This is a genomic window from Bacillus sp. XT-2, assembly GCF_025696525.1.
Lineage (GTDB): Bacteria > Bacillota > Bacilli > Bacillales > Bacillaceae > Bacillus > Bacillus halotolerans.
The window spans coordinates 34,496-55,607 of the sequence record NZ_JAHVOC010000014.1; the positions used below are offsets into that span (position 1 = coordinate 34,496).

Sequence of the window (21,112 nt, forward strand, 5' to 3'; positions counted from 1 at the left end):
TTGACACTTAAATTTTTATTTAGGTATAATTAAGCAAACGATCTTTTTATAAGCCTAAGGAGGAGCACTTTTTTTATGTCGATTGAAGTGGGCAGCAAGTTGCAAGGGAAAATTACAGGTATTACAAATTTTGGAGCATTTGTTGAATTGCCTGGAGGCTCAACCGGTCTCGTTCATATCAGTGAGGTAGCCGATAATTATGTTAAAGACATTAATGATCACTTAAAAGTCGGCGACCAAGTTGAAGTGAAAGTCATCAACGTTGAAAAAGACGGGAAAATTGGTTTATCTATTAAAAAAGCTAAAGACCGTCCGCAAGCCAGACCTAGAAATGATTTCCGTCCGAAAGAATCTTTTGAACAGAAAATGAACAAGTTTTTAAAAGATAGCGAAGATCGCTTGTCATCTTTAAAACGCAATACGGAATCAAAACGTGGAGGGCGCGGAGCAAGAAGAGGATAACTTGCTGCTTTCTATAAATAAATGAAGCATCCGTTCGTCCCAACGGGTGCTTTTTTTATATGCTCTCTCAAGGTAAGAGTCAGAAAATTATAACATTAAAGTTTCTGTTGACGAAAAGGACAAACCTTTGTATTATATAACTTGTGCTTAGAAGCACAAAACAATATGGCGGTGTAGCTCAGCTGGCTAGAGCGTACGGTTCATACCCGTGAGGTCGGGGGTTCGATCCCCTCCGCCGCTACCATATTTGTTAGGCCCGTTGGTCAAGCGGTTAAGACACCGCCCTTTCACGGCGGTAACACGGGTTCGAATCCCGTACGGGTCATACTGAAAAATCGGTTTCTGTTACAGAAACCGATTTTTTTCATTTTTAGACATCTTTCTGGAAATTCTCCGCATAAACGAATTTCAGGGCAGAAACCGTCGAAGACTTCTTTGGTATACTTACCTTCTTTTGACAAAATCCTATCTGTGCTTTCGCTATAATGACAGGCAACGAATATAACAGGTGGGAGATGAGAGAAATGGAAAAAGCAGAAAGAAGAGTGAACGGGCCAATGGCGGGACAAGCTTTTGAAAAACTCCAATCGTTTTTTAACAGGGGAGCGAAGCTGGTGACTCATCATTTGCATTCACTGTTTTTCTATAAAGGATTCATTTATGTCGTCATCGGGTTTTTGCTTGGACGAGCTTTCATATTATCCGAGGTCCTTCCTTTCGCCCTTCCTTTCTTTGGGGCAATGCTTCTGATCAGAAGAGACAAGGCGCTGTATGCAGTGCTGGCTGTGCTTGCAGGTGCAATGACAATTTCTCCGAAGCACTCATTACTCATATTAGCGGCGTTGCTTGCATTCTTCGTGTTTTCTAAAGTAGCATCCTTCATCACAGATGATCGTGTGAAAGCCCTTCCGATTGTCGTGTTCTTCTCCATGGCGGCGGCAAGAGCGGGTTTTGTTTACGCTCAGAATGGCGCGTTTACAACCTATGATTATGTGATGGCTGTTGTAGAAGCGGGGCTGTCCTTTATTTTAACGCTGATTTTCCTCCAAAGCCTTCCGATTTTCACAGTGAAGAAAGTAAAACAATCCTTAAAAATAGAAGAAATCATTTGTTTTATGATTCTGATTGCTTCGGTGCTGACTGGACTTGCAGGCTTGTCCTATCAAGGGATGCAGGCAGAACATATCCTGGCCCGTTATGTTGTATTAAGCTTTTCCTTCATCGGCGGTGCAAGCATCGGCTGTACAGTGGGTGTCGTGACAGGCCTGATTCTCGGCTTAGCCAATATCGGAAATCTCTATCAAATGAGTCTGCTCGCTTTTTCGGGCTTATTAGGCGGTTTGCTGAAAGAAGGAAAAAAAGCAGGTGCGGCAATCGGGCTGATTATCGGGTCGCTTCTTATTTCTTTATATGGAGAAGGCTCTGCCGGTCTGATGACAACGCTCTATGAGTCATTGATAGCAGTCGGCCTGTTTCTGCTTACGCCTCAGTCCATCACAAGAAAAGTGGCGAGATATATTCCGGGCACTGTGGAACATCTTCAGGAGCAGCAGCAATACGCGAGAAAAATCAGAGATGTCACTGCTCAAAAGGTGGATCAGTTCTCCAATGTATTTCATGCATTGTCAGAAAGCTTTGCAACCTTTTATCAAGCGTCTGACGAACAAACAGATGACAGCGAAGTCGATCTGTTTTTAAGTAAAATTACGGAGCATTCCTGTCAAACGTGCTACAAGAAAAACAGGTGCTGGGTTCAGAACTTTGATAAAACATATGATTTAATGAAACAAGTTATGCTTGAAACAGAGGAAAAAGAGTATGCTTCAAACCGAAGGCTGAAAAAAGAGTTTCACCAGTATTGCTCTAAATCGCGTCAGGTTGAAGAGTTGATAGAGGATGAACTTGCCTATCATCATGCGCATTTAACCCTTAAGAAAAAAGTGCAGGACAGCAGGCGGCTTGTGGCTGAACAGCTCTTGGGTGTTTCAGAGGTCATGGCAGACTTTTCTCGGGAAATAAAAAGGGAGAGGGAACAGCACTTTATCCAAGAAGAACAAATTATTGAGGCTCTTCAGCATTTTGGAATAGAGATTCAGCAGGTGGAAATTTACAGCCTTGAACAGGGGAACATTGATATTGAAATGACAATCCCATTCAGCGGGCATGGAGAAAGTGAAAAAATCATAGCGCCTATGCTTTCTGACATTTTGGAAGAGCAAGTTCTCGTGAAAGCCGAGCAGCATTCGCCGCATCCAAATGGATACAGCCATGTCGCGTTTGGATCAACAAAATCGTACAGAGTGTCTACGGGTGCGGCTCATGCAGCGAAGGGCGGCGGCCTTGTCTCCGGCGACAGCTACAGCATGATGGAGCTGGGCGCAAGAAAATATGCAGCTGCTATCAGCGACGGCATGGGCAATGGCGCGAGGGCTCACTTTGAAAGCAATGAAACGATTAAACTTCTTGAAAAGATCCTTGAATCAGGAATTGATGAAAAAATAGCAATCAAAACGATCAACAGCATACTGTCTCTGCGGACAACGGATGAAATATATTCCACGCTCGATCTTTCTATTATCGACCTTCAGGATGCGAGCTGTAAGTTTTTAAAGGTTGGATCAACACCGAGCTTTATCAAACGGGGTGAGCAGGTGATGAAAGTCCAAGCGAGCAATCTGCCAATCGGCATTATTAACGAATTCGACGTTGAGGTTGTGAGTGAGCAGCTGAAGGCGGGAGACCTCCTGATCATGATGAGTGACGGTATTTTCGAAGGCCCTAAACACGTGGAAAATCATGATTTATGGATGAAGCGCAAAATGAAAGGGTTAAAAACAGATGATCCGCAGGAAATTGCTGACTTACTCATGGAGGAAGTGATTCGCACAAGATCAGGCCAAATTGATGATGATATGACGGTTGTTGTCGTCCGAATTGATCACAACACACCAAAGTGGGCGTCTATTCCCGTTCCGGCCATCTTTCAAAGCAAACAAGAAATTTCATAACGCTTCCGTATAAATCAATTTTCTTCTGGCGAAGATGGAACTATATGAATCTGAGAATCATCGTATTCTCCAGGAGGAATGAATGTGAACAACGGACGTTTAAATCAAATTCTGCTGATAACGGATGGCTGCTCAAATCATGGTGAAGATCCGCTTGCTATGGCTGCTTTTGCTAAAGAGCAAGGGATTACAGTAAATGTCATAGGTATAATGGAAGAAAACAAAATTGACCACGAGGCTATGAAAGAAGTCGAAGGGATTGCGCTTGCTGGAGGCGGCGTGCATCAGGTCGTTTACGCATCACAGCTTTCGCAAACGGTTCAAATGGTAACCAAAAAAGCAATGACGCAAACCCTGCAAGGGGTGGTAAATCAAGAACTGAAGCAAATCCTGGGAAAGAATGTGGAAATGGAGGAGCTTTCTCCGGAAAAACGCGGCGAAGTCATGGAAGTGGTAGATGAACTGGGAGAAACAGTGCATCTTCAGGTTTTGGTTCTCGTTGATACAAGCGCTAGTATGGCGCCAAAGCTCCCTACAGTGAAAGAAGCACTGATTGACTTGTCCGTTAGTCTTAACTCCCGAATAGGGAATAACGAATTTGCGATGTGTATATTTCCCGGGAAAAAACAGGAGGTCGAGCTTGTGCTAAATTGGACACCGAAGCTGCAGTCTCTTTCCACACTCTTTGCGAAGCTATCGACAGGCGGCATCACGCCGACAGGTCCGGCGATTCGTGAAGCGACACAGCAATTCGAAAAAATCCGCTCAAGAAGGAGCATGCTGGCAGATGATGAACGACACTTTGACGAGTTTGGCATGTAGCCTCAAGCCGGGAACGAGAGTAAAGGGCAAGTGGAATGGAAATACTTACACACTGCGTAAACAGCTTGGAAAAGGGGCCAATGGAATTGTGTATTTGGCAGAAGCATCAGATGGACATGTTGCCTTAAAGGTAAGCGATGACAGCCTGTCTATTACTTCTGAAGTGAATGTCTTAAAATCTTTTTCAAAGGCCCAGTCCGTAACGATGGGGCCTTCTTTTTTTGACACTGATGATGCCTTTATTCCCAGTGCTAATACAAAGGTTTCATTTTATGCAATGGAATACATAAAAGGCCCGTTGCTTTTACAATTCGTCAGTGACAAAGGAGCAGAATGGATTCCGGTCTTGATGATTCAGCTGTTAACCAGCTTATCCGTGCTTCATCAGCAAGGGTGGATATTCGGCGACCTTAAGCCGGATAATCTGATTGTCACCGGTCCGCCAGCCAGAATCCGATGCATAGATGTAGGCGGAACAACCAAGGAGGGCCGAGCGATAAAAGAGTATACCGAGTTTTACGACAGAGGATATTGGGGGTATGGGACAAGAAAAGCAGAGCCCTCTTACGACTTGTTTGCGGTTGCTATGATTATGATCAACTGTGTACATAAAAAGGAATTCAAAAAAACAAGCCAGCCAAAGGAACAACTGCGATCTTTAATCGAAGGCAGTCCGGTGTTGCAAAAGTATAAAAAAGTGCTTATTTCTGCTTTAAATGGCCATTATGATTCCGCTGACGAGATGAAAAGAGAGATGCTCGCAGCAGGGCAAAAGGCAGCGCAAAGAAAACAGGCCGGAAAAACGCCAACTTCGGCGCAACCTATCTCAAGACAAAGACAGCAAAAAATGCGCCAGGGAAAAGTAACACAGACGAGATATGCACCTAAAAAGAAGGGCGCTAAGTCCGGAGGGTTATTCGAAACCGCTCTTATCGTAATCAGTGTTTTGGCGCTTTATTTCGCTTACATTATCTTTTTCCTTATTTGACAGCCGCAATCTGCAATACCCATGCTTCTTCTTTGCTTGGAAGGATTGAAAGTGATAGGATATGAATATCTTTAAAATACCTGCTCATTGTGAGGAGGACATTGTGAACAGTGTCAAAGATTTTTTTATCAAACACAATCTTACGTTAAAAGGGGCGACAATTATTGTAGGCGTTTCCGGCGGTCCGGATTCGATGGCTCTCCTTCACGCGCTTCATGCGTTATACGGCCGTTCAGCCAATGTGATTGCGGCTCACGTAGACCACCGGTTCAGAGGGGCACAATCTGAGGAAGACATGCGTTTTGTCCAAGCATATTGTGAGGCTGAACAGATCAAATGTGAAACGGCTCAAATCAATGTAACTGCGTATGCTGAGAAAAACGGTCTCAACAAGCAGGCAGCTGCCCGTGATTGCCGATATCAGTTTTTTAAGGAAGTGATGTCCAAGCATCAAGCGGATTATCTTGCACTTGCTCATCATGGAGATGATCAGGTTGAAACAATGCTTATGAGACTGGCCAAAGGCATACTCGGAGCTGGACTTGCCGGCATGCAGCCGGTAAGACGGTTTGAAACGGGACAGATGATCAGACCATTTCTAGCCATTACAAAAGAAGAGATTCTTCATTATTGCCATGAAAACGCTTTGAGCTACCGGACGGACGAAAGCAACGCCAAAGATGATTACACTAGAAACAGATTCAGAAAAGCAGTGCTCCCTTTTTTGAAACAGGAATCACCGGATGTGCATAAAAGGTTTCAGAAAGTAAGCGAAGCACTGACTGAAGATGAGCAATTCTTACAGTCATTAACGAAAGAAGAAATGAATAAAGTAATCACAAGCCAGTCTAAAATATCAGTTGAAATCAATTCCTCTCAATTGCTTGCCCTCCCGATGCCTTTACAAAGAAGAGGAGTTCAACTAATATTAAACTATCTTTATGAAAACGTTCCATCATCCTTTTCAGCTCATCATATTCAGCAGTTTTTGGATTGGGCGGATAAGGGCGGTCCTTCAGGAGTACTGGACTTTCCGAAAGGACTGAAGGTGGTCAAATCATATCAGACATGTTTGTTTACATTTGAACAATGGCAGTGCAAAAATGTTCCCTTTGAATATCAAATAAGCGGAGCTGCCGATGAGACGGCAGTGCTCCCAAACGGATTTCTGATAGAGGCAAAGCGTAACGCGGAATCTCTTGAAGGTCATGGGAATTCTGTTTTTATTACAAGTCAAGATAAGGTGAGATTTCCCTTGACGATCCGGACAAGAAAAGCCGGCGATCGGATAAAACTAAAAGGGATGAACGGCTCGAAAAAGGTAAAGGATATATTTATTGATAAGAAATTGCCTCTGCAAGAAAGAGACAACTGGCCGGTTGTGACGGATGCAAGCGGTGAAATTATCTGGATACCGGGCTTGAAAAAATCCATTTTTGAAGATCTTGTGATTCCAAACAGTGACCGCATTGTATTACAATATAGACAGCATGAAAAGTGTAGGGGGCAAGCATAATCATGATGAAACATGATATTGAAACAGTTCTGATCTCAGAGGAAGAGATACAAGAGAAAGTAAAAGAGTTAGGTGCAGACTTAACAAGCGAGTATCAAGATAAATTTCCGTTGGCAATCGGTGTGTTAAAAGGAGCTCTTCCTTTTATGGCGGATCTTATCAAGCATATTGATACATATTTGGAAATGGATTTCATGGATGTATCAAGCTACGGAAAATCTACGGTTTCATCTGGAGAAGTAAAAATCATTAAAGATTTGGATACATCTGTAGAGGGCCGGGACATCTTAATTATTGAAGATATCATCGACAGTGGGTTAACCTTAAGTTATCTAGTAGAGCTCTTCCGATACCGTAAAGCAAAATCAATTAAGATTGTTACCCTTTTGGATAAACCAAGCGGAAGAAAAGCGGACATTAAAGCAGACTTCGTCGGCTTTAAAGTTCCTGACGCGTTTGTAGTGGGTTACGGACTTGATTATGCTGAGCGCTATCGCAATCTGCCTTATATCGGAGTGTTAAAACCGGCAGTTTATGAAAGCTGATCGGCAGCCTGCTTCCGAGATGGTTATTGGTTGTATTGGAATGATTTTCTATGGTACTATTGAACATAGTTGTGCTTACTGTGGGAGGAGGTAAGGAATGAATCGGGTCTTCCGTAATACCATTTTTTATTTACTTATTTTATTAGTAGTAATCGGGGTTGTGAGCTACTTCCAGACCTCAAATCCGAAAACAGAAAATATGTCGTACAGCACGTTCATCAAAAACCTGGATGACGGGAAAGTTGATAGCGTGTCGGTTCAGCCTGTCAGAGGTGTTTATGAGGTAAAAGGACAGCTGAAAAATTACGACAAGGATCAATACTTTTTGACTCATGTTCCTGAAGGTAAGGGAGCAGACCAGATCTTTAATGCTATAAAAAAGACAGATGTAAAGGTTGATCCCGCTCAAGAAACAAGCGGATGGGTGACGTTCCTGACGACCATCATCCCATTTGTCATTATCTTTATTCTGTTCTTCTTCCTGCTCAATCAAGCTCAAGGCGGCGGCAGCCGTGTCATGAACTTTGGTAAGAGTAAGGCGAAGCTATATACAGAGGAAAAGAAACGCGTCAAATTTAAAGACGTTGCAGGGGCAGACGAGGAGAAACAAGAACTTGTGGAAGTTGTTGAATTTCTGAAAGATCCCCGCAAGTTTGCCGAGCTTGGCGCAAGAATCCCTAAAGGTGTGCTTTTAGTTGGACCTCCGGGTACCGGTAAAACACTTCTTGCAAGAGCATCAGCCGGTGAAGCCGGTGTACCATTCTTCAGCATCAGCGGATCTGATTTCGTTGAAATGTTTGTAGGTGTCGGTGCTTCCCGTGTGCGTGACTTGTTCGAAAACGCGAAAAAGAATGCGCCTTGTTTGATCTTCATTGATGAAATTGACGCAGTCGGACGCCAGCGTGGAGCGGGTCTCGGCGGCGGACACGATGAACGTGAACAGACGCTCAACCAATTGCTTGTTGAAATGGACGGATTCAGTGCCAATGAAGGAATTATCATCATTGCCGCAACGAACCGTGCGGACATCTTGGACCCAGCCTTACTTCGTCCGGGACGTTTTGACCGTCAAATCACAGTGGACCGCCCAGATGTAATTGGACGTGAAGCTGTATTGAAAGTCCATGCGAGAAACAAACCGCTGGATGAAACGGTAAACCTGAAATCGATTGCCATGAGAACACCTGGTTTCTCAGGCGCTGACTTAGAAAACCTATTGAATGAAGCTGCTCTTGTGGCGGCTCGTCAAAACAAGAAAAAAATCGATGCTCGCGACATTGATGAAGCTACGGACCGTGTTATTGCCGGACCAGCTAAGAAAAGCCGCGTCATCTCCAAGAAAGAACGCAATATCGTGGCATATCACGAAGGCGGACACACCGTTATCGGACTCGTTTTAGATGAGGCTGATATGGTTCATAAAGTAACGATTGTTCCTCGGGGCCAGGCTGGCGGTTATGCAGTTATGCTTCCAAGAGAAGACCGTTACTTCCAGACAAAGCCGGAGCTGCTTGATAAAATTGTCGGTCTCTTGGGCGGACGTGTTGCTGAAGAAATTATCTTTGGCGAAGTCAGCACAGGAGCGCACAATGACTTCCAGCGTGCGACAAATATTGCAAGACGAATGGTTACAGAATTCGGTATGTCAGAAAAACTGGGACCGCTGCAATTTGGACAGTCTCAGGGTGGCCAGGTATTCTTAGGCCGTGATTTCAACAACGAACAAAACTACAGTGATCAAATTGCCTACGAAATTGATCAGGAAATTCAGCGCATTATCAAAGAGTGTTACGAGCGTGCGAAAACAATCCTGACAGAAAATCGTGACAAGCTTGAATTGATTGCTCAGACGCTTCTGGAAGTTGAAACACTGGATGCTGAACAAATCAAACACCTTGTCGATCACGGAACATTGCCTGAGCGTAAGTTCTCTGATGATGAGAAGAACGATGATGTCAAAGTAAACATTCTGTCAAAAACAGAAGAAGAAAAGAAAGACGATACGAAAGAGTAACGCTTTCTGATAAAAACTGCCGGCTGACGCTGGCAGTTTTTTTATGTGAATCCCGCCTCTGCTGCCCCTCTTTTCAATCATCCAATTATGGTATCGATTTGTTTACAAATGAGCCGCCGATCGTGTATGGTATTGTAGAATGTTTGTAAAAGTAATGATAGAGAAACTATTCAAAAGTGGTGATAGAGGTTGTTACTTGTTATTGATGTGGGGAACACCAATACTGTACTTGGTGTATATCATGAGGGTGAATTAGAATATCACTGGCGTATAGAAACAAGCAGGCATAAAACAGAAGATGAGTTTGGGATGATTCTGCGCTCTTTATTTGATCATTCAGGTCTCATGTTTGAACAAATAGAAGGCATTATTATTTCTTCAGTTGTGCCGCCAATCATGTTTGCGTTAGAGAGAATGTGCACAAAATACTTTCATATCGAACCGCAAATTGTCGGTCCTGGTATGAAAACCGGTTTAAATATAAAGTACGACAATCCGAAAGAAGTAGGCGCTGACAGAATCGTAAATGCTGTTGCGGCCATTCACTTGTACGGCAATCCTTTGATTGTTGTTGATTTCGGTACAGCCACAACGTACTGTTATATCGATGAAAACAAACAATATATGGGCGGAGCGATTGCGCCTGGAATTACAATTTCGACTGAGGCGCTGTACTCGCGTGCGGCGAAGCTTCCGCGTATTGAAATCGCCCGGCCTGACAATATTATCGGAAAAAGCACTGTAAGCGCGATGCAATCAGGGATTTTATTTGGCTATGTCGGCCAAGTGGAAGGAATCGTAAAACGAATGAAATGGCAGGCAAAACAAGAACCGAAAGTCATTGCGACAGGCGGTCTTGCGCCATTAATCGCAAACGAATCAGATTGTATAGACATCGTTGATCCATTCTTAACCCTAAAAGGGCTGGAATTGATTTATGAACGAAACCGCGTGGGAAGTGTATAGGAGGTTTTGCAATGGATTATTTAGTAAAAGCGCTGGCGTATGACGGAAAAGTTCGGGCATATGCTGCAAAAACGACTGATATGGTGAATGAAGGACAGAGACGGCATGATACATGGCCGACAGCATCTGCTGCACTGGGCCGTACAATGACAGCTTCACTAATGCTTGGTTCTATGCTGAAAGGTGATGATAAGCTGACAGTGAAAGTGGAAGGCGGCGGGCCAATCGGCGCGATTGTTGCTGATGCAAATGCTAAAGGGGAAGTCAGGGCATATGTCTCAAACCCGCATGTTCATTTTGACTTGAATGAACACGGCAAGCTGGATGTCAGACGAGCTGTTGGAACAGATGGAACATTAAGTGTTGTAAAAGATTTAGGCCTGCGCGAGTTCTTCACAGGGCAAGTAGAAATCGTTTCCGGAGAACTGGGGGAAGATTTTACGTACTATCTTGTATCATCGGAGCAGGTTCCTTCTTCTGTAGGTGTCGGCGTGCTTGTTAACCCAGACAACACCATTTTGGCGGCAGGAGGTTTCATTCTTCAGCTCCTTCCGGGAACAGATGATGAAACCATTACAAAAATTGAACAGCGTTTATCTGTAGTAGAACCTATTTCTAAACTGATTCAAAAAGGGCTTGCACCGGAAGAAATTTTGGAAGAAGTCTTAGGAGAAAAGCCTGAGATTTTGGAAACCATGCCTGTTAAATTCCATTGCCCTTGTTCAAAAGAGCGTTTTGAAACAGCCGTTTTAGGACTAGGCAAAAAAGAAATTCAAGATATGATAGAAGAAGATGGACAAGCCGAAGCAGTATGCCATTTTTGTAATGAAAAGTACTTATTTACAAAAGAAGAGCTGGAAGAGCTTCGAGACCAAACGACCCGCTAAGCTCTTTAGCGGGTTTTTTGAATTTAAGAAAAGGGGCTGACAGTAAATTTGAAATCAAGAACAATCTGGACAATCATTTGGGGCGCGCTGCTGGTATGCTGTATCGCAGTGGCATATACACTGACGAAATCTCAAGCCAGTGCTTCCCCGTCCGACGAGTCCATTGCTACTATTGGAGGCAAAAGCGTCACAAGAGAAGAATGGCTGAAGGAAATGGAAGATGAATACGGAAAATCAACACTTGAAGATATGATCAATGTCCGAGTGGTAGAGCAGCTTGCCAAAAAGAACAATCTCAAAGTATCTAAAAGCGAAATTGATCGGGAATTTCTGCTGATTAAGGCGGTGAATAATTCATTTTACGAAGACGAGCATACAACTGAAAAAGAGTGGAAAGACCAAATTCGCTATAATATTCTTCTTGAGGAATTATTAACAAAGGATATTGATATTTCAAAGACAGAAATGAAATCATTTTATAATCAAAATAAAGAACTGTATCAGTTTGATGATTCGTATCGTATTCGGCATATTGTTGTAAAGGATGAAGAGGAAGCCAGACAAGTTTTAAAAGAGCTTGAAGGCGGCTCGAGCTTTGAAGCTGTTGCGGCGGAACGGTCCACAGACAGGTATACGTCACCGTACGGGGGAGATTTAGGGTTTGTCACCGAGGCATCAGACAACATTCCGTCATCATACATTGAAGAAGCAAAGACACTAAAACAAGATGAATGGTCAAACGAACCGATAAAGGTAAACAACGGCTATGCGATTATTCAACTGAAAGAAAGGTTAAATGCGAGAACGTTCTCATATGATGAAGTGAAGAATCAGATTAAACGCCAGATCGCAATGGATCAGTTAGGTGATAAAGCAACTGTAAAATCGCTTTGGAAAGAAGCTGACGTGTCTTGGTTCTATGGGGAAAAAAGTACTAAATGATTGACAAAAAATTTTGAAATTGATAGATTATATACATAATACCAATACAAATAGTCGGAAATTGAGGTGTCGAGAATGGTACGTGTAGCAAACTCCATTACTGAATTAATTGGGAATACGCCAATCGTTAAATTAAATCGCCTTGTTGATGAAAACAGTGCGGATGTATATTTGAAGCTTGAATACATGAACCCTGGAAGCAGTGTAAAAGACCGTATCGGTTTAGCGATGATTGAAGCCGCTGAAAAAGAAGGGAAATTAAAAGCTGGCGATACAATCATTGAACCGACAAGCGGAAATACAGGAATCGGGCTGGCAATGGTTGCTGCGGCTAAAGGTTTAAAAGCGATTTTGGTTATGCCTGACACAATGAGCATGGAGCGCCGCAACCTTCTTCGCGCATATGGTGCTGAGCTTGTGCTGACTCCGGGTGCGGAAGGCATGAAAGGCGCCATTAAGAAAGCGGAGGAGCTTGCTGAAAAACACGGATACTTCGTGCCGCAGCAGTTTAACAATCCATCGAACCCTGAAATCCATCGCCAAACAACAGGTAAAGAAATCGTTGAGCAATTCGGTGATGACCAGCTTGATGCATTTGTAGCCGGAATCGGAACAGGCGGAACGATTACAGGAGCGGGTGAAGTCCTGAAGGAAGCATATCCTTCCGTCAAAATCTACGCTGTTGAACCGTCAGATTCCCCAGTGCTTTCAGGAGGAAAACCAGGCCCTCACAAAATTCAGGGAATCGGAGCTGGCTTTGTGCCCGACATCTTAAACACTGAAGTATACGATGAAATTTTCCCTGTGAAGAATGAAGAAGCATTTGAATATGCACGCAGAGCTGCACGTGAAGAAGGAATTCTCGGAGGCATCTCATCAGGTGCGGCCATTTATGCTGCTATTGAAGTAGCGAAAAAACTCGGAAAGGGCAAAAAAGTATTAGCTATCATTCCGAGTAACGGCGAACGTTATTTGAGTACGCCGCTGTATCAATTCGATTAAAAAGCTCGAAAAAACTCCCGGTGCCCGGGAGTTTTTTTATTTGTGCATCAAATATGCCGTGTCCGCGACGAATCTTATCCTTGGAAGAGAAATTCACTTTTTTCACTCATGATATTGCTTTACAATAAAAAAAGCAGAAAAAGAAAACAGAGGAATGATATAAATGGCACAACGCAGACCGGCAGGCAAAAAAGTACCTTTTCAAAAAGATTCATTCTTGCAACAATATGAGAAACTTTCACAATCCAGAAAACAGCACGTGCTTCTTGAAAGTGCAAGAGGCGGCAGATACAGTATAGCCGGTCTTGATCCAATTGCGGCTGTCAAGGGAAAAGACGGAATTACAACCATTAAGCATGGGGATGAGACACTGTTTATAGAGGGTGACCCATTACGCGCCTTCCACAGTTGGTTTAAAACGCTGGAAACAGAAACGGATGAAGAATTGCCTGATTTTCAAGGGGGAGCAATCGGCTTTCTTAGCTATGATTACGCACGCTACATTGAAAATTTTAAAATGCTCTCATTAGATGACCTGGAGACACCTGATATCTATTTTCTTGTCTTTGATGATATCGCCGTCTATGACCATGAAGAACAGGCTCTTTGGCTGGTCACTCATGTGAATGATGAGAACGAATCAGCGGACGAAAAGCTGTCCCAGCTCGAACATATGTGGCTGACTGAGCTTCCCGGTGAGCCGTTACAAGAGATGACATATACAGCTGACGGTTCCTTTGCAGCGCCTTTTACTGAAGAAGGCTTTTCTCAGGCTGTAGAGAAAATCAAGCAATACATTGCCAGCGGAGATGTTTTTCAAGTCAATCTATCGATCAGGCAGTCGCAGCCGCTGTCTGCTCACCCGTATGAGATCTACAAAAAGCTGAGAGAAGTGAATCCTTCTCCATATATGGCATATTTAGAAACACCAGATTTCCAAATTATTTGCGGATCTCCTGAACTTCTTGTCAGCAAAAAGGGCAAACTGTTAGAGACAAGACCGATCGCTGGCACTCGTTCCAGAGGGAAAACGGATGAGGAAGACGAAGCGCTCGCAAATGAATTAATCCATAATGAAAAAGAACGCGCTGAGCATGTCATGCTGGTTGATCTAGAACGAAATGATCTGGGCAGAGTTTCCCGTTACGGATCAGTGCGGGTTAATGAATTCATGGCAATTGAAAAATACTCCCACGTCATGCACATTGTGTCTAATGTCCAAGGTGAACTGCAGGATGGATACGACGCTGTAGATATTATTCATGCTGTATTTCCTGGAGGAACGATTACAGGTGCTCCTAAAGTAAGGACAATGGAAATTATAGAAGAACTTGAGCCGACACGCCGTGGGCTTTATACTGGATCTATAGGGTGGTTTGGGTATAATCAGGATCTTCAGTTTAATATCGTGATCCGAACCATTTATGCAGCCGGAGGGCAGGCGTTTATGCAATCCGGAGCAGGAGTTGTGATTGATTCTGTTCCTAAGCATGAATACAGAGAATCATTCAAAAAAGCTTTTGCGATGCAAAAGGCGTTAGAGCTGAGCGAAGCAGAGACAAAAATTAGATGAGGTGAGCGGAGAAATGATTTTAATGATTGATAACTATGATTCTTTCACGTACAACTTAGTGCAGTATTTGGGCGAGCTTGGAGAAGAGCTGATTGTAAAACGCAATGATGATATCACAATAGAGCAAATTGAAGAGCTGTCACCGGATTTCTTAATGATTTCACCCGGACCGTGCAGTCCTGATGAAGCTGGAATCAGCCTTGAAGCAATTAAATACTTCGCAGGCAAAATTCCCGTTTTTGGCGTGTGTCTCGGACATCAGTCTATCGCACAGGTGTTTGGCGGAGACGTGGTCAGAGCAGAGCGGCTGATGCACGGAAAAACCTCAGAAATCGAGCATGACGGCAAGACGATCTTTAAAGGTTTGCAAAACCCGCTTGTGGCGACACGATACCACTCACTGATCGTAAAACCTGAGACGCTGCCAAGCTGTTTCACAGTAACCGCACAAACGAAAGAAGGAGAAATCATGGCTATTCGGCACAATGACCTTCCGATAGAAGGCGTTCAATTTCATCCAGAGTCTATTATGACTTCCTTTGGAAAAGAAATGCTCAGAAATTTTATTGAAACGTACCGCAAGGAAGTCATTGCGTGATGATATATGTAAACGGCCGATTTATAGAGGAGAAAGATGCAGTTCTTTCTCCTTTTGACCATGGTTTTTTATATGGGATCGGTGTTTTTGAGACCTTCAGGCTTTATGAAGGCCGGCCGTTCCTGCTTGATTGGCATATAGAACGGCTTGAACGCGCACTTAAGGATCTGCAAATCGAATACACTGTGACAAAACAAGAGATGATTGAAATGCTGGACAAGCTGCTCGGGCTGAATGATATCAAAGACGGCAATGCCCGCGTCAGGCTGAACATATCAGCCGGCATCAGTGATAAAGGCTTCGCTGCTCAAACTTACGATAACCCGACTGTTTTATGTTTTGTTAATCAGTTAAAACCAGAAAGTCTTCCTTTGCAAAAGGAAGGAAAGGTTTTATCGGTACGGAGAAACACACCGGAGGGGCCGTTCCGGTTAAAATCACATCACTATTTAAATAATATGTATGCGAAACGGGAGATCGGAAATGATCCGCGGTTTGAAGGGATCTTTTTAACGGAGGATTGCGCTGTAGCAGAGGGCATCATTTCGAATGTTTTCTGGAGAAAAGGCAGCTCTATCTATACACCATCACTTGATACCGGAATTCTTGACGGCGTCACGAGACGTTTTGTCATGGAGAACGCAAAGAAAATAGGGATGGATGTCAAAACAGGCCGCTACCAGCTTGAAGCCCTTTTGACGGCAGATGAAGCATGGATGACCAACTCGGTTCTTGAGATCATTCCGTTTTCTAAAATAGAAGAAGTGAACTATCCGGGCCAAAACGGAGAAATAACTTCCGCTTTACAAACGCTATACCACCAAGAAATAAAGAACATGAATTCATGACAGGGAGGAAGAGAATGGCGCGGCAAACGATAGACCAAACACAAGTAATCCATACCAAACCCAGCGCATTATCATATCGAGAAAAGACGCTGGTGATGGGTATTTTAAACGTAACGCCTGACTCTTTCTCGGATGGCGGAAAATATGACAGCCTGGACAATGCCCTGTTGCATGCGAAAGAGATGATTGATGACGGTGCGCATATCATTGATATCGGAGGCGAATCGACAAGACCCGGCGCCGAATATGTGTCCGAGGACGAAGAAATGTCCAGAGTGATTCCTGTGATTGAGCGGATTACAAAAGAGCTCGCAGTGCCGATCTCTGTAGATACGTACAAGGCTTCTGTCGCAGATGAAGCTGTTAAAGCCGGCGCTTCAATCATCAATGATATTTGGGGAGCAAAGTATGACCCGAAAATGGCTTCTGTGGCAGCTGAACACAATGTTCCGATCGTTCTCATGCATAACCGCAAAGAGAGAAACTACAACGACTTAATACCGGATATGCTGTCGGACTTAATGGAAAGTGTAAAGATTGCTGTTGAAGCAGGTGTAGAGGAAAAGAACATTATCCTCGATCCCGGCATTGGTTTTGCGAAGGACTATCACGATAATCTGGCAGTCATGAACAAACTTGAAGTTTTCAGCGGACTTGGCTATCCGGTTCTTCTTGCAACCTCCCGGAAAAGATTTATCGGCCGTGTCTTGGATCTTCCGCCTGAGGAGCGGGCTGAGGGCACAGGCGCAACCGTGTGTCTAGGCATTCAAAAAGGCTGTGACATTGTGAGAGTCCATGATGTAAAACAAATAGCCAGAATGGCGAAAATGATGGATGCAATGCTGAACAAGGGAGGGATGCATCATGGATAAAATCTACGTAGAAGGCATGGAGTTTTACGGCTACCACGGTGTGTTAAAAGAGGAGAACAAGCTCGGACAGCGTTTTAAAGTCGATTTAACCGCAGAATTAGATTTAAGCAAAGCGGGACAAACAGACGACCTTGAGCAAACCATTAACTATGCCGAGCTTTACCACGTATGTAAAGATATCGTCGAAGGTGAGCCTGTGAAACTAGTGGAAACACTGGCAGAACGTATTGCGGACACTGTCCTGAAGAAATTTCATCAGGTGCAGCAATGTACTGTAAAAGTGATTAAGCCAGATCCGCCAATTCCCGGCCACTATAAATCAGTAGCAATAGAAATCACGAGAAAAAAATCATGAACAATACAGCTTATATAGCACTTGGATCTAATATTGGAGATAGAGAAACGTATTTACGGCGAGCGGTGGCGATGCTGCATCAACATGAGGCAGTGACAGTCACAAAAGTGTCTTCTATTTACGAAACAGACCCAGTCGGATACGAAGCTCAAGATGAATTTTTAAATATGGCAGTTGAAATCGAGACGTCGCTGAATCCGTTTCAGCTCCTGGAGCTCACGCAGCATATAGAAAATGAATTGGGCAGGACGAGAGAAGTCAGATGGGGGCCGCGGACGGCAGACCTTGACATTTTACTGTTTAATCGTGAAAATATTGAAACAGAGCAACTAATTGTTCCGCATCCGAGAATGTATGAGCGTTTATTTGTCCTCGCGCCGCTTGCGGAAATATGCACGCGGGTTGAAAAAGAGGCAAAAAGCGCGGAAACCGACCAAGAAGGTGTAAGAGTATGGAAGCAGAAATCTGGGGTAGACGAATTCGTGCATTCAGAAAGCTGAAAGGTTATACTCAAGAAGGATTTGCGAAAGCGTTAGGTATATCAGTTTCTATTCTCGGCGAAATTGAACGCGGAAACCGATTGCCGTCAGCTGCCATCATTCAAAGTGCAGCAGATGTTTTAAATATAAGCGCGGACGAATTAGCGCCGCCAGAAAATAATAACAAATGAAAGGAGGGGAAAAATGTTTAAAATCGGTGATATTCAATTAAAAAACCGGGTTGTGCTGGCCCCTATGGCCGGTGTCTGCAACTCAGCATTCAGATTGACTGTAAAGGAATTCGGAGCCGGATTGGTCTGCGCTGAAATGATCAGTGACAAAGCGATCCTTTACAACAATGCCAAAACAATGGGTATGCTTTACATTGATGAACGTGAAAAACCGCTCAGCCTTCAAATCTTCGGAGGAAAAAAGGAAACCCTTGTGGAAGCGGCGAAGTTTGTAGACCAGAACACAACTGCTGATATCATTGATATTAACATGGGATGCCCAGTACCAAAGATTACAAAATGTGATGCGGGAGCAAAATGGCTTCTCGATCCCGATAAGATTTATGAAATGGTTTCTGCAGTAGTGGATGCCGTCGATAAACCAGTCACAGTGAAAATGAGAATGGGCTGGGATGAAGACCATATTTTCGCGGTGAAAAACGCACAGGCTGTCGAGCGTGCGGGCGGAAAAGCAGTTGCACTTCACGGCCGTACAAGAGTGCAGATGTACGAAGGAACTGCAAACTGGGATATTATCAAAGAAGTAAAACTATCTGTATCGATTCCGGTTATCGGGAACGGCGATGTCAAGACGCCGCAGGATGCTAAGCGTATGCTTGATGAAACAGGAGTAGACGGGGTCATGATCGGCCGTGCCGCGTTAGGCAATCCGTGGATGATTTACCGTACGGTTCAATACCTTGAAACAGGTGAATTAAAAGAAGAGCCGCAAGTACGTGAAAAAATGGCGGTATGCAAACTGCATCTTGACCGCCTGATTAACTTAAAAGGTGAAAATGTAGCGGTAAGAGAAATGAGAAAACACGCTGCATGGTATCTGAAAGGCATAAGAGGCAATGCGGAGGTTCGTAATGGAATCAATCATTGCGAGACAAGAGAAGAGCTTGTACAGCTTTTAGATGCATTTACTGTTGAAGTTGAGGCAAAAGAGCTTCAAGACGCAAAAGTAGGATAACACTCACCTCTATTTGCTGCTCACTGCCAGTTTTACGCTGGCAGTTTTTCTGCTTTTTTCATGAAACAATATCTGTAATGGAGTGATAACAATGAGTCAAGAAGAGCATAATCATGAAGAATTGAACGACCAGCTGCAAGTCAGACGCGACAAAATGAATCAGATGAGAGAAAACGGTATAGATCCATTCGGCGCACGTTTTGAAAGAACTCATCAATCTGAGCAAATTATTGCGGCATATCAAAATCTAACGAAAGAAGAGTTAGAGGAAAAAGCGATTGAAGTGACAATCGCAGGCCGTATGATGACAAAACGCGGCAAAGGAAAAGCCGGCTTCGCGCACCTTCAGGATTTAGAAGGTCAAATTCAAATCTACGTAAGAAAAGACAGTGTTGGTGACGACCAATATGAAATCTTCAAATCTTCCGACCTTGGCGACCTTATCGGCGTAACCGGAAAAGTGTTCAAAACAAATGTAGGCGAACTGTCTGTAAAAGCAACATCATTTGATTTGCTGACAAAAGCGCTTCGTCCGCTGCCGGATAAATACCATGGTTTAAAAGACGTTGAGCAGCGCTACCGTCAACGCTACTTGGATCTTATCGTAAATCCAGACAGCAAACATACGTTCATTACACGCAGCAAGATCATTCAAGCGATGAGAAGATACCTTGATGATCATGGATACTTAGAAGTAGAAACACCAACTATGCACAGCATTCCAGGGGGAGCCTCCGCGCGTCCGTTCATTACCCATCATAATGCTTTAGATATTCCGCTCTACATGCGTATTGCGATTGAACTGCATCTGAAACGCTTGATTGTCGGCGGTTTAGAAAAAGTATATGAAATCGGCCGTGTTTTCCGTAATGAAGGCGTCTCTACACGCCATAACCCTGAATTTACAATGATTGAATTATATGAAGCGTATGCTGACTATAAAGATATCATGAGTTTAACTGAAAACCTTGTCGCTCATATCGCACAAGAGGTGCTTGGCACGACGACAATCCAATACGGGGAAGAGCAAATCGAACTGAAACCTGAGTGGAAAAGAATCCATATGGTTGACGCAGTCAAAGAAGCGACAGGCGTTGACTTCTGGGAAGATGTAACTGTTGAGCAAGCCCGTGAATATGCAAAAGAGCATAGTGTAGAGATTAAAGACTCTATGACAGTGGGCCATATTATAAACGAATTCTTCGAACAAAAAATCGAGGAAACGCTTATCCAGCCAACGTTTATTTATGGACATCCAGTAGAAATTTCTCCTCTTGCTAAGAAAAATCCAGAGGATCCGCGCTTCACAGACCGTTTTGAACTGTTTATCGTAGGCCGTGAGCACGCAAATGCATTCACAGAGCTAAATGATCCTATTGATCAAAGAGAACGCTTTGAAGCCCAATTAAAAGAACGAGAAGAGGGTAATGATGAAGCTCATTTAATGGATGAAGACTTCGTTGAAGCCCTGGAGTATGGCATGCCGCCAACAGGAGGCTTAGGCATCGGGATCGATCGCCTGGTCATGCTGCTTACGAATGCTCCTTCGATCCGAGATGTACTGTTATTCCCGCAAATGAGACAGCGCTAATTTAAAAGAGCGTCAACCTTTCTAATAGAAGGATGACGCTCTTTTATAATTCCTTAGGTTTTTCTTCAAAAAACTATTGCACTATTATTTACAAGGTGGTATATTATTATTCGTTGCCGCTAAACAAGGCGATGACAAAAAAATAACTTCAAAAAAAGTTATTGACTTCAATGAGTCAACGAGTTATAATAATAAAGTCGCTTAAACGAAGTGACAAAATGATCTTTGAAAACTAAACAAGACAAAACGTACCTGTTAATTCAAGTTTTAATATAAAATCGCACAGTAATGTGCGTAGTCAGTCAAACTACTTTATCGGAGAGTTTGATCCTGGCTCAGGACGAACGCTGGCGGCGTGCCTAATACATGCAAGTCGAGCGGACAGATGGGAGCTTGCTCCCTGATGTTAGCGGCGGACGGGTGAGTAACACGTGGGTA

The 21,112-nt window shown here is 43.6% G+C and carries 20 protein-coding genes, 2 tRNA genes and 1 rRNA gene; all 23 read left to right on the top strand.

All coding sequences use genetic code 11. The features are described from left to right. Positions 1-75: 75 nt before the first annotated feature. Positions 76-462 carry a S1 domain-containing RNA-binding protein gene (locus KXD37_RS23355; RefSeq protein WP_003218379.1) on the top strand — a complete coding sequence of 129 codons (387 nt, stop codon included), beginning with the start codon at positions 76-78 and terminating at the stop codon, positions 460-462. 167 nt (positions 463-629) lie between these two features. Further along, positions 630-706, top strand: a tRNA-Met gene (locus tag KXD37_RS23360). Positions 707-715: 9 nt separating this feature from the next. Continuing rightward, positions 716-787: transfer RNA gene (locus KXD37_RS23365), tRNA-Glu, on the top strand. A 199-nt stretch (positions 788-986) separates the two neighbouring features. Then, on the top strand, positions 987-3,470 hold the full coding sequence (gene spoIIE / locus KXD37_RS23370) for a stage II sporulation protein E (protein WP_024123630.1): 2,484 nt from the start codon (positions 987-989) through the stop codon (positions 3,468-3,470). A gap of 84 nt (positions 3,471-3,554) precedes the next feature. Further along, entirely contained in the window at positions 3,555-4,292 is a 738-nt protein-coding gene (locus tag KXD37_RS23375) for a VWA domain-containing protein (protein WP_024123631.1), read from the top strand. Then, positions 4,258-5,280: a protein kinase domain-containing protein gene (locus KXD37_RS23380; protein ID WP_106021680.1), complete on the top strand. Its 1,023-nt coding sequence runs from the start codon at positions 4,258-4,260 to the stop codon at positions 5,278-5,280. The genes KXD37_RS23375 and KXD37_RS23380 overlap by 35 nt, the downstream gene beginning before the upstream one ends. Before the next feature lie 103 nt (positions 5,281-5,383). After that, positions 5,384-6,796, top strand: coding sequence for a tRNA lysidine(34) synthetase TilS (tilS, locus tag KXD37_RS23385; RefSeq protein WP_095714738.1), 1,413 nt, complete (start codon positions 5,384-5,386; stop codon positions 6,794-6,796). Positions 6,797-6,798: 2 nt separating this feature from the next. Continuing rightward, the gene (hpt, locus tag KXD37_RS23390) at positions 6,799-7,341 is read left to right on the top strand and encodes a hypoxanthine phosphoribosyltransferase (protein ID WP_038954341.1); all 543 of its coding nucleotides are present in this window, start codon (positions 6,799-6,801) and stop codon (positions 7,339-7,341) included. A 97-nt stretch (positions 7,342-7,438) separates the two neighbouring features. Continuing rightward, on the top strand, positions 7,439-9,355 hold the full coding sequence (ftsH, locus tag KXD37_RS23395) for an ATP-dependent zinc metalloprotease FtsH (protein WP_024123634.1): 1,917 nt from the start codon (positions 7,439-7,441) through the stop codon (positions 9,353-9,355). A 189-nt stretch (positions 9,356-9,544) separates the two neighbouring features. Further along, positions 9,545-10,321 carry a type III pantothenate kinase gene (locus KXD37_RS23400; protein ID WP_024123635.1) on the top strand — a complete coding sequence of 259 codons (777 nt, stop codon included), beginning with the start codon at positions 9,545-9,547 and terminating at the stop codon, positions 10,319-10,321. An 11-nt stretch (positions 10,322-10,332) separates the two neighbouring features. Continuing rightward, entirely contained in the window at positions 10,333-11,208 is an 876-nt protein-coding gene (hslO, locus tag KXD37_RS23405; protein WP_024123636.1) for a redox-regulated molecular chaperone HslO, read from the top strand. Between the two features lie 48 nt (positions 11,209-11,256). After that, a complete protein-coding gene (locus KXD37_RS23410) occupies positions 11,257-12,150 on the top strand; it encodes a peptidyl-prolyl cis-trans isomerase (RefSeq protein WP_106021681.1) in 894 nt (297 codons plus the stop codon). 75 nt (positions 12,151-12,225) lie between these two features. Then, complete coding sequence (gene cysK, locus KXD37_RS23415) at positions 12,226-13,152, top strand: cysteine synthase A (RefSeq protein WP_024123638.1); 927 nt, start codon at positions 12,226-12,228, stop codon at positions 13,150-13,152. Between the two features lie 163 nt (positions 13,153-13,315). Next, positions 13,316-14,725 carry an anthranilate synthase component I family protein gene (locus KXD37_RS23420; RefSeq protein WP_263463754.1) on the top strand — a complete coding sequence of 470 codons (1,410 nt, stop codon included), beginning with the start codon at positions 13,316-13,318 and terminating at the stop codon, positions 14,723-14,725. Positions 14,726-14,738: 13 nt separating this feature from the next. Continuing rightward, a complete protein-coding gene (pabA, locus tag KXD37_RS23425) occupies positions 14,739-15,323 on the top strand; it encodes an aminodeoxychorismate/anthranilate synthase component II (protein ID WP_024123640.1) in 585 nt (194 codons plus the stop codon). Further along, positions 15,323-16,171 (top strand): aminodeoxychorismate lyase, encoded by an 849-nt coding sequence (gene pabC / locus KXD37_RS23430; protein WP_095714742.1) that lies wholly within the window; start codon positions 15,323-15,325, stop codon positions 16,169-16,171. The genes pabA and pabC overlap by 1 nt, the downstream gene beginning before the upstream one ends. Before the next feature lie 14 nt (positions 16,172-16,185). Continuing rightward, complete coding sequence (folP, locus tag KXD37_RS23435; RefSeq protein ID WP_101860936.1) at positions 16,186-17,043, top strand: dihydropteroate synthase; 858 nt, start codon at positions 16,186-16,188, stop codon at positions 17,041-17,043. Then, the gene (gene folB / locus KXD37_RS23440; protein ID WP_095714744.1) at positions 17,036-17,398 is read left to right on the top strand and encodes a dihydroneopterin aldolase; all 363 of its coding nucleotides are present in this window, start codon (positions 17,036-17,038) and stop codon (positions 17,396-17,398) included. The genes folP and folB overlap by 8 nt, the downstream gene beginning before the upstream one ends. Further along, positions 17,395-17,898 carry a 2-amino-4-hydroxy-6-hydroxymethyldihydropteridine diphosphokinase gene (gene folK, locus KXD37_RS23445; RefSeq protein ID WP_024123644.1) on the top strand — a complete coding sequence of 168 codons (504 nt, stop codon included), beginning with the start codon at positions 17,395-17,397 and terminating at the stop codon, positions 17,896-17,898. The genes folB and folK overlap by 4 nt, the downstream gene beginning before the upstream one ends. Continuing rightward, positions 17,850-18,068: a helix-turn-helix domain-containing protein gene (locus KXD37_RS23450; RefSeq protein WP_024123645.1), complete on the top strand. Its 219-nt coding sequence runs from the start codon at positions 17,850-17,852 to the stop codon at positions 18,066-18,068. The genes folK and KXD37_RS23450 overlap by 49 nt, the downstream gene beginning before the upstream one ends. Before the next feature lie 13 nt (positions 18,069-18,081). Further along, entirely contained in the window at positions 18,082-19,083 is a 1,002-nt protein-coding gene (gene dusB / locus KXD37_RS23455; RefSeq protein ID WP_188323432.1) for a tRNA dihydrouridine synthase DusB, read from the top strand. Between the two features lie 91 nt (positions 19,084-19,174). Further along, positions 19,175-20,674, top strand: a complete 1,500-nt coding sequence (gene lysS, locus KXD37_RS23460) for a lysine--tRNA ligase (protein WP_127696168.1) — start codon at positions 19,175-19,177, stop codon at positions 20,672-20,674. Positions 20,675-20,986: 312 nt separating this feature from the next. Then, a 16S ribosomal RNA gene (locus tag KXD37_RS23465) occupies positions 20,987-21,112 on the top strand; the annotation flags it as partial.